The 11,378-nt window shown below is 47.4% G+C and carries 9 protein-coding genes; 5 read left to right on the top strand and 4 right to left on the bottom strand.

Annotated features, from left to right (window positions below):
* The 3 genes from VMS83_RS10880 to VMS83_RS10870 form a co-directional block, all read right to left on the bottom strand.
* Positions 1-1,425, bottom strand: a 1,425-nt coding sequence (locus VMS83_RS10880; protein ID WP_325412686.1) for an AAA family ATPase, incomplete at its 3' end; no start/stop codon positions are given.
* Between the two features lie 313 nt (positions 1,426-1,738).
* A complete protein-coding gene (locus tag VMS83_RS10875) occupies positions 1,739-2,881 on the bottom strand; it encodes a metallophosphoesterase family protein (RefSeq protein ID WP_325412684.1) in 1,143 nt (380 codons plus the stop codon).
* A 161-nt stretch (positions 2,882-3,042) separates the two neighbouring features.
* Entirely contained in the window at positions 3,043-3,357 is a 315-nt protein-coding gene (locus VMS83_RS10870; protein WP_325412683.1) for a hypothetical protein, read from the bottom strand.
* 79 nt (positions 3,358-3,436) lie between these two features.
* Between VMS83_RS10870 and VMS83_RS10865 the strand changes: the two genes are divergently transcribed.
* The 3 genes from VMS83_RS10865 (at position 3,437) to VMS83_RS10855 (ending at position 7,336) form a co-directional block, all read left to right on the top strand.
* On the top strand, positions 3,437-5,287 hold the full coding sequence (locus VMS83_RS10865) for an ATP-dependent nuclease (RefSeq protein WP_325412681.1): 1,851 nt from the start codon (positions 3,437-3,439) through the stop codon (positions 5,285-5,287).
* A 249-nt stretch (positions 5,288-5,536) separates the two neighbouring features.
* Positions 5,537-7,144 (top strand): restriction endonuclease, encoded by a 1,608-nt coding sequence (locus VMS83_RS10860; protein WP_325412679.1) that lies wholly within the window; start codon positions 5,537-5,539, stop codon positions 7,142-7,144.
* Positions 7,145-7,213: 69 nt separating this feature from the next.
* Positions 7,214-7,336 carry a hypothetical protein gene (locus VMS83_RS10855; protein WP_325412678.1) on the top strand — a complete coding sequence of 41 codons (123 nt, stop codon included), beginning with the start codon at positions 7,214-7,216 and terminating at the stop codon, positions 7,334-7,336.
* 784 nt (positions 7,337-8,120) lie between these two features.
* On the opposite strand, the gene VMS83_RS10850 is transcribed toward VMS83_RS10855, so the two are convergent.
* Positions 8,121-8,417 (bottom strand): hypothetical protein, encoded by a 297-nt coding sequence (locus VMS83_RS10850; protein ID WP_325412676.1) that lies wholly within the window; start codon positions 8,415-8,417, stop codon positions 8,121-8,123.
* Positions 8,418-8,846: 429 nt separating this feature from the next.
* Here VMS83_RS10850 and VMS83_RS10845 point away from each other — a divergent pair, with 429 nt between their 5' ends.
* A complete protein-coding gene (locus VMS83_RS10845; protein WP_325412674.1) occupies positions 8,847-9,746 on the top strand; it encodes a C1 family peptidase in 900 nt (299 codons plus the stop codon).
* A 981-nt stretch (positions 9,747-10,727) separates the two neighbouring features.
* Positions 10,728-11,366 carry a hypothetical protein gene (locus tag VMS83_RS10840; RefSeq protein WP_325412672.1) on the top strand — a complete coding sequence of 213 codons (639 nt, stop codon included), beginning with the start codon at positions 10,728-10,730 and terminating at the stop codon, positions 11,364-11,366.
* Positions 11,367-11,378 lie beyond the last annotated feature (12 nt).

The following is an 11,378-nucleotide window of genomic DNA, read 5'->3' as shown; positions in this document are numbered from 1 at the left end:
CAGCAATGGTTTTAAGGACTCGACCGTGGTCTTCTCTTTCCCGAGTTTTTCCTGTTTTTCGAGATCCGCGACTGACTTATCGGTGAGCTCCTGCAGTTTCTGCGTGAACTCTGCATCAAGGCTCCCGAAGTGCAAACCGAGTTTCTGGCGGCAGAGCGGGCAGGTGCCATCAGGCCCGGCCTCCCGTATGGTCTTCTGATCGGTAAGGATTTTTTCCCGCTCCTCTTTGTAATGTTTCTGCTGCGTATCGAACGTGCCGGTCCGCTTGTTAATCTCCGCGAGGCGGTAGCTGACAGCGGTTTCAAGCCGGTCCTCCGCGATATCCTGTGCGGTCCCAAGCCCGGCCCGGACTTTGGCGATGAGTTCTGCCTTCCTTACAGCATCAGCCTCCAGACCCTTGATCAGGGCCCGCTTTTTCTCCGCCCGTTCAACAAGATCGGCAATCTCCCGGGTCGCAAACCCGAGCTCGCCCGTGAGGCGGACATATTCAGCCTTCTTCTGCTGCAGACCGTCCAGCCGTTTCCGGATCTCAGCATAGGAACCGGCTGTTCTCTCGATACGATGGTACTCCGCTTCCTCGTCCGCGACCAGGGTAAGCGAAGCCTCGAGGTTCTTTACCTTAACAAAATCAGCGTCCCGTTCACGCTCGAGAATCTGCTGTTTCTGGACAAGACGGGCATATGCAGTCTTCTTCTCGGCAAGCAGTTTCAGGTCTGCTTCCAGTTTTGCACGGCAGGCCTCGTGAAGGACCCGTACCTTCGTGTGCTCCGCAATTGTTGCTTGGAACCGGGCAACGGTTGCCTCCAGCGCCGCGAACTCCTCCGGGCTCTGCCGGGCAGTCATGGCCAAGAGTTCCCCCTCCTTTCTCTGGAGTTCTGCTGTTTTTACATCAATCAGGTCTTTTAAAATCTTCTCGCTCTCGGCCTTCAAAAAATCAATCCCGAGAGCCCGTAAGAACCACTCCTTGCGCTTGCCGGGGGTGTTCTCGAGCAGGGTCAGGAGGTCTTTCTGGCCGGCATAGATGGTATTCTTAAAATCCACCGGCCCCATACCGAGCGTCCGCTTCATCTCAGTCTCGACCTGGCTCACACCGGTAGCCATCAGTTTCCCGTTCTTATGGAATGTCGCATCGTGGGTCACGAATTTTCCCTTCCTGAACGTGCGGACTACTGTGCATGTGTCCCCACCGATACGGAAGTCAAGCCGCACCTCGCATTTCTCCTTGGGAGATGCAAACGATGAGACGATATAGTCAGCGGCAATCCCGGTTGCCTGCACGCCATAGAGCGCAAAGAAGATCGCCTGCACGAGGCTCGACTTGCCCGTGCCGTTATTCCCGAGGATGCCGGTGATGCCGTCCCGGAACCGGATCTCCTCGTGCCGGAATCTTTTGAAATTATGGAGTTCGAGCCGGTCGAGGATCATGGGAGGGCTCCGGAACGATTTTTTATTGACGCTCCTGGGGGCCACGCCCCCGCCGCGTGGGCATCCCCCGTTTGCGATGACGACGTATGAGCGGATCTGGAAATGAACGAGATTCGGTATATGTTCGTGAAATGTGTGAGCACGCCCACCCCCTTCGGGGATCGTGGCCGGGCAATTACCGGGTACGCGAAACCAGTACGGTAATTGAAGCAGCCGCGGGAGCGCCCCCGCGGGGGCGGCGGCAGGAATCTCACCTGATTCGAATTGTTGTCCCGGACCACAAAACAACCTGCCGGAAAACCAATCGGAAAGATCATTCCACGCTCCCCCGGTGCTCGTCCATCGCGGACGCGAGGATTTCCCTACCGTGCAGAAGAACGAACGCCTTTTGCCTTTCGGAGAGCTGGTGCTTTGTCACGAACCCTTCGAACTCCTGCAGGTAATCGATCATCCTGATGTCCTGCTGGGGCAGGACGGGCGTGTCCCCGTCCCGTGCCTTCTCCCGGATCTTCAGGTCGAGCAGGTTTTCCCGGATGCCGGCAAGGGCCTTCATATCGATCCCCTTCCCGTGCTCGCGGGACATGCCGTCGAGCGTCACCTGCGCAAGCGAGTACTTCTCCGGCCGCTTCTTCTCCACCCTTTCGATAATCTCTTCCGTGATCTCGTGGACGTGACGCCCGGCGCAGGCCACCGTGCCGCAGTCGTACATCGGTGTCTTCGGGAGGTCCAGGTGTTCGACCGTGCGCCGCCCGGGATCGACCACGAGCCCGCCCTTGGTGTCCCGGATCTCACCGTAGGTCAGGTACTCGGTTGAACCCGAGTACCAGGCCCGTGTTGCGACCTGCGACTGGTTATGGTAATGGCCGAGCGCAATGTAATCGAAGTTGTCGGAGAGGATCGTGCTGTCGAGCTCGTGCTCCGCAACGGTGGCAAGCCGCTTGTCTTTGATCGTGGTGGCAAGCCCGTGGGTCACGAGCACGTTGTTTTTGCCCGACGCGAGCTCCACCCTGTCGTAGGCCGTGCGGTAATCTTCCACGCGGAGCATGTTCGGGATCAGGTGGAAGATCGTATCCCCGATCTCCACCCGCTCGTACCTGAACTTGTACGCGGCATGGATCTCCGCGGAATAGTAGTCGAGGAGGGAGAGCGGCGAGGTGGTGTACCGGGTCTTGGTCATGCTGTGGTTGCCGGTCACGATCACGAGCGGGATCCCCGCATCGTGGAGCCGGGTAAGCGCGTCGAGCACCGTGGTATAGGCCCGGGTCTTGGGTTTTACCACATCGAAAAGATCGCCCGCATGTACGAGCACGTCCGGCTTTTCCCGGATGATCACGTCTATCGCAGCAAGAAAGTTCTCGTAGATCTGCTTCTCCCGCAGGTTCATCCCCGAGTCCGGGTCGAGCCGGGAAAATGCAGCGAGGCCGAGGTGCGTGTCTGCGATATGGACGAGCTTCATTGTGTCTGATTTTTATTTGGGCGGTTGTGGGATATAAGGAGGAGGGGAGCGGGGGGAAACTATAACAAATGTGCCAAACCCAAAAATTTACATTTATACTGATCTGTTCGAGCTAAATAATGAGGGATATAGAAAAATCTTTACTACAGAATCATTTAATTTTATGAACATTCGCCCCAATCTCTTTTAACATACCAATTAGGTTTCCAATTAACGTAGTCCCTTGGATGAAATTTTTCATCAGTAATTTGAATGTTCAGAAGTTGTTCGGGCAAAATTGAGAGGTTATGAGACCCTTCAGGACTATTCAAATCATAAAAATGATATCTATTGAATCCATCTCTGAATTTTCTGCTTGGGCCAAAATCATACGGCACACATTTTCTTTGGATGACTCCTTTTTCGAAAGAATTTACTTCAATTATTACTATCCTTTTTTCGTGAATTGCCTTCAGAAAAATATCTTGCAGTGTCATAAATTTGTATTTTAAATTAAAGATGATAAGTATTTTTATACTAATTATACTTATTTCAATAAAAGAGGGAGGGAGTTATTTGAAGTCGATTCATTTGAAAAACTTTCAATGTTTTAAAGATAGCAATGAGATACCCCTACATAAAATTACTATTTTTATTGGAGAGAACGATAGCGGAAAAACTGCTATTATAAAAGCGATGGAAATTTTTTTTAATAATCGACCAATGACATTAGATCTTTTTCATAAAATTGGTGACGATATTCAAAGAGAATGTGAAATTCAAATAAAATTTCGTTCCCTTCACGAAAACGATCCTACATTTCCAAAACAATTTATTGTCAATGACGAAGTATGTGTTAAAAAGGTATTTTCATTAGATGAACACTACCAAATGAAATCTGAGGCCCTAATAAAATCTTACTTTTTTTCTCAAACTGAATTAAACGATATAAGTGCACTAAAAGCAGCTCAACTTAAAGAAATACTTCCCACCTTTGATTTAATCTACACAACTGTTGATGAAGCAAGATCATTCCTTCGTGAATATATTCAAACCAACTTTCATACCATTCCAAAAGCCGAAGACTGGGTCCGATTAAATTGGAATGATATTCAAAGTTATCTTCCTATTTTTGAATATTACAACAGTTCAGCAATTGGAAATCCTGTTCAGTTAGTTGCTAGTACTTTAAGATCGGTATATAGATCTTTTTTTTACGATGTTAATGAACAACAGCAGGAAACGCTTAAACCAGAATTGGTTGAGAAAGAGCTCACAATTAAACAAGAACTGGATGAAAAAATTCAAACAGAATTGAAAGAGAAAATTCGAGAGAAAAATAGTAAAATTTTGAATATATCAGGACAATTTTCGATTGATTTTGGAAGTGGTTTTCAACTTAACAGTCTTCAAACGGACTTTGGGCAAGGTTTGCGCGATATAAACAATATAGGGGAGGGTTCAAAAAAACGAATGTTTTTAGCGATTACAGAATGGGATAAAGAAGTACGGTCAAAAAAAGCCTACAAAAAAGTTATTCGTGGATATGATGAACCCGATACAAGTCTTCACTATAAAGCACAAAAAGAAATGTACTATACTCTCAAAAAACTTTCTGAGCTTGATGAGGTGAACGTTCAACCAATTCTCTGCACTCATTCATTATCAATGATTGATCGCGCACCACCTCGTATAATTAATCAAGTTGTAAATAAAAATGGGATATCTTATGTTAATTACCTGAAAGGTGATGAAGATCACGAGATTAAGGAATTTTTAGATAATGTTTCCTCAATCTCTGGTATATCTAATAGTAGCTTGTTTTTTGAAAGGTGTTTTTTAATTGTTGAAGGTGAAACAGAATTCAATGCAATTCCAGAATTTTATAGAAAAATTACTCAAAAAAGTATACATGAAGATGGTGTTGTTTTAGTAAATATTGAAGGAAATGGTTCTTGGCGAAGTTTTCTTAAACTTTTGAATAAAAATAAACAAAAATCTACTTTGTTATTTTTAGACGCAGATATTCAACATGACGGACGAAGGAGTCTTACGAGTCAAGGTATTAGGGAGGTAGGCTTCGATGACGGTTTCATCGGAACAAATGTAATTTTTGTAGGGACAAAAGAATTTGAGGATATTTTTTCAAACCAATTCCTTTCAAAATACCTGAATAAATTTCATCCAAAACTGGAAGGAGCACTGTGGATCGAATCAGATATTCAAAATTTGCGTAATGAAGGAAAATTTTCTGAAAATATTCAAAATATTGTCGGTAAATATCAATACGAAAAGGGGATTCGAAATCGAGATTTTAAAAAATCGGAATTTGGCACCAGAGTTGCGGGCTTGATTACAAGAGATGAGCTCATGGGATTTGAAGCATTTAGGACACTAGTTGAGAAAATATCGAATATTGTTGAATAAAATTGAGATCATTTTAAACAAAATGCCAAGATGATATTAAGAGATAAATACAAAACCACTTAAAGATTCACTCCATAGAAAAATTATCTTTGATAGACTACATTTAAGATTTTTTACCTTCCATTTTTTATATTGATACTTCGAAAATTTACCTTTGTAATATTTTCTGCTAACCCATCTTGAATTGGAAAATATTTTTACAAAAATAAAATCAAAATCTTTTTCGTCTCCCCTCAGTAATCACCCATTATGAAATTCTGCCCTGAATGTGGAACAAAACTTGAGGGCGCTCCAAAGTTCTGTCCTGAATGCGGCACAAAATTTACGCAGACACCAGAGGAAGTGACTCCGCCGCCGGCAACGGAACAACCGGCGCAGGAAATTTCCCTGTCACCACCCCAGCCGGCTACCAGCAGTTACGATCTTGGTGTCAAACTCGAAGAGGTTGTAGAGGCTATCTTCAAGGCTGACGGTTATATGACCCAGAGGAGACAGCGAATACCGGGAGCCAAGGGATACCATAACGAGATCGATATCGTTGCCCAACGGGAAAACGACAAAGTGGCAATCGAGTGCAAGAATTTTTCGCAGCCTGTGGGGATCTCCCAGGTCCGGGATTTTGCAGAAAAGATTATTGATCTCGGACCTGGGTGGAGAGGCATTTTTGTCGGGTACAATGATTTCACGGAGGATGCCAGCCAGTTTGCCGACAGCCGCAATATCGAACAGATCGGGCACGATGGATTAATGGAGCAATGGCTCGCGTTGTCTGTCGGAAGATTCGGAAAACAGGGTGAGAAGATCACCATCGAGCAGACTCTTCCGGTCAATATCGATTTTGTTGCTGCAACATCGCTTGATCTCATTAATAAGGAAAACGTCACGGTAAGCGATGCGAGGCTTGTCTTCCACCCGTATATTCGGTACAAGTACCGCTTCAAGCGGGTCTTTACCGATCCATCCAAAGAGAAACATACATTCGAGGACCGTGGTGTTGTCGTAATCGATCTCCTGGACAACGAGATTGTCAATAATCCCATCAGGAAAAATGTTGAGGGTTTGGCACAAAAACTGACACAAACCTTCACAGCGAAAGGCCGGCAGGAGAGCATAGGCAGGTCCGCCATTTTGCACGAAGCGAACGATAACACTCCCCTCAGCCAGATCACAATTTCTATCGGCCAGGACTACCGGGTAACAAAACTCCCATTTGATCTTGCAAGAAGGGACGTCAAAAGGACCGCGCTTGACTACGTCATAGATAAAAATTCGAAACGAATTACCTACAACGTTGACACGAAATCAGCATTTCCAGAAACCCGGCCTGTCGATTTTATCCCGGATCGAAAAGACATCTCAATCGATATTGGTGAAGTGGTCTGTGTCCCGAAATGGGTAATCCACTTCAACGCACTCGGTACGATCTATACACGCGAAATTTTTGCCTGCTCGGGGAGAAGGCTCGAAGATACCATTGCTTATTGTCCTCATCATTTTAAACTGGGATTTCTTGAAGTGCGCCAGAAAAACTTTGCAGTCTGCGAAAAATGCGGGATTGCATTCTGCAAAGATCATGGGAAAATTTGCGAAGTCTGTAAGATGCATCTCTGCGAGAATCACGCCATTATCTGCAGTTCTTGTGGCAAGGCATTTTGTGAAGATCATATCTCAAAAAAATGTACAATCTGCGGCAACTTTGTCTGCGATGCATGTATCAGGAAATGCCCGATATGCGGGAAGGAAGTCGGAAGCGATCATCTCGTGAAATGCGATGTCTGCGGTAAAGAGGCGTGTTCATCGTGCGTAGTAGTTTCCGGTTTGATCAAAAAGAAAAAGACCTGCAAGAAGTGTCAGTGATTGTTTTTTCAGTGTGTCCCTTGATTAACTGCGAAAAATATATTTTGTTTGTTTAATTAAACTACACCTATGGCTAAAAAAGGACCCAGAACACTCAGTGGTATAATGAATAAAGCAGTCACCGGAGATGGACGAAAAAAACCATCATCTTTGATTAGTGGTTTGTTTGGTGAGAAGAAGAAAAAGAGATGATTTAGATCACTATAAAAAATTTCTAGAGTCAAATACTCAACTGGAAAAATTTGTTTTCTCCCTTCAACTGAGGTTATTCTTAGCGAAAGACTCGCAGGGTTTTCCCCACCTCCCAACACAAAAGGAGAGGGAGGGTAGGGACCCCCTCCGGAAAAAAACAAGGGGTGGGGGTACCCTCCACCCCCTCCCTCCTCTGGCCGTTTCCGGTACTCACGCTCCGGCGGAGGGCTCCGCACAAAATTCTGGATTGTGGCGCCGGAACCCTGGGGGGTACCCCCACCTTCACGCACTGAGGAGGAGGGGGGTGATCCCCACCTGGAAAAATCGTGCGTGGGGGGTGGCCCTCATTTGCTGCAGTTGCCCCTCTTTTCCTGCAGTTTCCAGCACGTTTCCTGCAACTGCTTCAATGAAACGGCAAAATAATCAAACCCAGATTTCTCTTTTGAGCCTGATTAGCAAAGATCGTTTTTAGTTTGCTGCATTTCCGGAATTATGCACACACTGACCGTAACAGACCCCTGTATTGTCCGGACCTGCATAATCCGGATTTGCAGCAAATAAGATCTCCTTAGTAAAAAATTCTATTATAATCTCTTATTTACAGGAACCGGGCGAACCGGTCTGTTTTTCTGGTTTCCTGCAACTGCAGGAAAGCTGCAGGAAACATGCAGCAATGCAGCAAACGACCACGCACCCTGCTGCTGTTCAGCCATTCACCTCCCGGGCTTACACCAAAAAAAGCTATTCTGTCACAAAGGCAGGTGAAGCAGTCTTCGGACTTATCTCAACCGTGAGCAATGCCGGAGCGGAATTCTTCGAGAATGAAATTGCCTTCACTCATGCGTATGACATTCAGGCGCTCATGAACGGCATCCCGGCAGAAATCGGACACAGGCTTTTTCAATTGCTGGATGCGATCGATATCCTCTCTCGGAAGCATGACCCGGATCGTCTGGCTTTCTTCGTTAATCATGTACATGCTTAAATCTTCGAGCGATTTTTTCACCGATTCGGTGTTGAGGATGTTTTCCCAGGATTTTAACTTCTCAATCTGGTCGGAAGTAAATTCAAATTCTGCCATATTTTCCCCAGCCGTAACCCTTTGTGAGTGTCGATTGTTTATACAGTATATTAATTGTAGTATTAAAGATTCCGTTATCCCGGGGCGGGATTAGGAATTTTTTTCAGGCGTTGAAACGCGAATAATCCCATAACCGGTTAACAGGGCCGTGCCATGCACTGCCTGCGGCGGTTCTGCCATGCAATAGTATATTGCAAATTTTATTAATTTCATACCGGTTTGTTTTCACTGGCACGATGCCTTTGCGGACCGCCCCCGGATCCAAGGGAAAGAATTCTCATGCCGGGTGCTGCATTCCCGCAAGAGCCGGCACCCGCGTGTGACGTTCATTCGTGTCAGGCCGGTACCGGCCCGGAGCATCCGTGACAGGAACTACCAGTGCCCGCCGCAGGTACCGGCCAGAGACAAAAAAACGGAGTTGAAATGCGAATGAGTGAATCGGTAAAAAAATTAACGTTCGGCTGGGTCCATGAAAATCCCGACATGAGGGATTACACCCCGTCGCACCCGGAGATCGCCCGTCACTTAAAAAAGCTCAAGATCGACAAGATCCTCAAAGGGCCATCCCTTCCCGCTGCAGTCGACCTCAGGCCCTGGTGTCCCCCGGTGGAAGACCAGAAGAACCTCGGGTCCTGCACCGCGAACGCAGCAGCGGGTGTTGTTGAATACATGGAGAACAGGGCAAACAATCAGTTCATCGATGCCTGCAGGCTCTTTATCTACAAAACAACCCGGGACTTCCTCGGCTATAAGGGAGACTCGGGCGCAACGCTCCGGGGTACGATGGGAGCGCTTGTCCTCTTCGGTGCTCCCCCGGAAAAATACTGGCCGTATACAGACCAGAACCTTGCCTGTCCCCAGGGATGGGACTGCGAGCCTTCGGCATTTTTGTACGCATTCGGGCAGAGTTTCCGTGCACTGAAATACTTCCGGCTGGACCCCGCCGGCTCCACCCCCCAGCAGGTCCTCGGCCAGATCCAGACCCAGCTCGCTGCCGGCTTCCCGGCAATGTTCGGGTTTACGGTCTACAGCTCGATCTCCCAGGCGCAGGCAACCGGGAAGATTCCCTTCCCCGGTCCAAAGGAATCGGTGCTCGGCGGCCATGCGGTGGTCGCGGTCGGGTACGATAATGCAATGAAGATCGTCAATACCAACGGGAATATGACGACCACCGGCGCATTCCTGATCCGGAATTCCTGGGGAACATCGTGGGGACCGATGGGGGGATACCTCTGGATGCCCTACGATTACCTGATCAAAGGTCTTGCCGCCGACTGGTGGAGCGTCATTTCAGAGGACTATGCGGACTGCGGACAGTTCGGGATCTGATCCTGGAACGGCAGGCTGGGAAAAGACCGGCGGGCAAAAGGAAAACCGGTCTTTCCCACCGGCCATACTACAGGATTGCCGTCCCGGTCTCGCATCCACTTTTTGTGAAATTCGCCGGAGAATCCTCCGGCCAAAAGCAAAAATCCGTCTGCCCAATGGCCCGGACCTGTCCCCGGTGCGGATCCGGAGATTCATAAAGATCCCGCAAAGGCCGGGCAGAAGCAGCAGGTTTCTTTACAGACGGTAGAATGACCTGCCGGCCAGTATTTGTACCATGGGCCGGCACTTAGATCCCCATCTCCCCCGCCTCCAAAATACGCCCGATACGGCCCCGGATTCCCCCCAACCGGCTCCGGAAAACCCCGCAAAACGCCCGGATTCGGGAGCTGGCCGGAAGTCGGTTTTACGGGGCTTTTTTGCCAAAATACGCCGTATTTATCCCCTGATCCGGATCGCCAAAAAGGCCTTTTTTTCATTTCCGGCATACACCTGCCCGATCAAAAGGAGATCTGCCAAAAGAAACACGATGGCGACCGTTTCCGGAGGGGTCGGAATCCGGCGGTTTTACGGGCGTATTTCGACGAAAAACTGGCGATTCGGGGAGGGATTTTTACGCCGAAAGCAGGTTTCCGGAGTGAGCCGCCGGGTATTCCGAACCTGCCGGATCCGGCGGGAATAAAATCCGGGCAATGGAGAACGTCGGCCATCCGGTTAAAACGTAATCCGTCGACAGGTTCCCCGTTACGGCGTCTTGTTAGGAGCCCGGCAACAGGGCACGGTCAGGTTACACCGTGCCCCGATTATGGTTTCGGAGCCGGTGTCGCCCATGGCCTCCCCGGTATCTGAAATATGTTTCTCATTTAGGTTCTAGCACGTCTGCCAACGTCTTTGAACGACTGGACCTTATCCGGCCAACCAAACACAAATATCAAGGATTTTTAATTTGGAAGTCTAAATCACAAAATACATTCCGGACAAAATATGATTAATATTCAAGTAGAATGCCCAAAAATTCTCGCCAGATCCTTGGTAAGTTACGGATACACCACAGAAAATCTGAAATTATTGGGAAATGGATCAGAGGGCGCCGTTTACTCAACAAACACTCATATTTTTAAAATTTTTTTTGATTGCCGAAAAACAATTTCAGAAGAAAAACTTGCATTTATATCTAAAAATTTCCGCGCTAATGAGAAAATATCCGGCGTAAGGCAATTGTCTGATATAATCACTGATCACGATGTGCTGATTTTTATCACACCCTATGAATCATATACCCCATATCGTGGAGGAGATGTAGAGAATGTTCTTGCAATTCTTGTTGATGCAAAACACAACGATTACATATACACGAATTTTCATCCCAAAAATCTGATGTACGATACAAGTCACAAGCTCAGGATCATTGATGTAGGGAGATCCCTCGAATCCTATAACGAAAATGGTTATGGTAACATGATCCGTCGTGCGTTCCTTTCAACCTATTTCTTTCAGAGAAGTGATCTTGTCGACCTCATGTCATCATTGCATCGTCCTGGAGAGGTCAGGGAATTAATTGGAATTGATAAATTTCTCGAAAAATTATCTTCAAAACTCCAATCCAAAATCGAGGAAAATTAATCCCGGAGTCTG

This window comes from Methanoregula sp. (assembly GCF_035543475.1).
GTDB lineage: Archaea > Halobacteriota > Methanomicrobia > Methanomicrobiales > Methanospirillaceae > Methanoregula.
This window is presented reverse-complemented; position numbering and strand designations above follow the sequence as displayed.

Bases quoted from the DNA above. Each gene is read 5' to 3' on its own strand.
- VMS83_RS10875 (WP_325412684.1), bottom strand. From the start codon at position 2,881: ATGAAGCTCGTCCATATCGCAGACACGCACCTCGGCCTCGCTGCATTT.
- VMS83_RS10870 (WP_325412683.1), bottom strand. From the start codon at position 3,357: ATGACACTGCAAGATATTTTTCTGAAGGCAATTCACGAAAAAAGGATA.
- VMS83_RS10860 (WP_325412679.1), top strand. From the start codon at position 5,537: ATGAAATTCTGCCCTGAATGTGGAACAAAACTTGAGGGCGCTCCAAAG.
- VMS83_RS10855 (WP_325412678.1), top strand. From the start codon at position 7,214: ATGGCTAAAAAAGGACCCAGAACACTCAGTGGTATAATGAATAAAGCA.
- VMS83_RS10850 (WP_325412676.1), bottom strand. From the start codon at position 8,417: ATGGCAGAATTTGAATTTACTTCCGACCAGATTGAGAAGTTAAAATCC.
- VMS83_RS10845 (WP_325412674.1), top strand. From the start codon at position 8,847: ATGAGTGAATCGGTAAAAAAATTAACGTTCGGCTGGGTCCATGAAAAT.
- VMS83_RS10840 (WP_325412672.1), top strand. From the start codon at position 10,728: ATGATTAATATTCAAGTAGAATGCCCAAAAATTCTCGCCAGATCCTTG.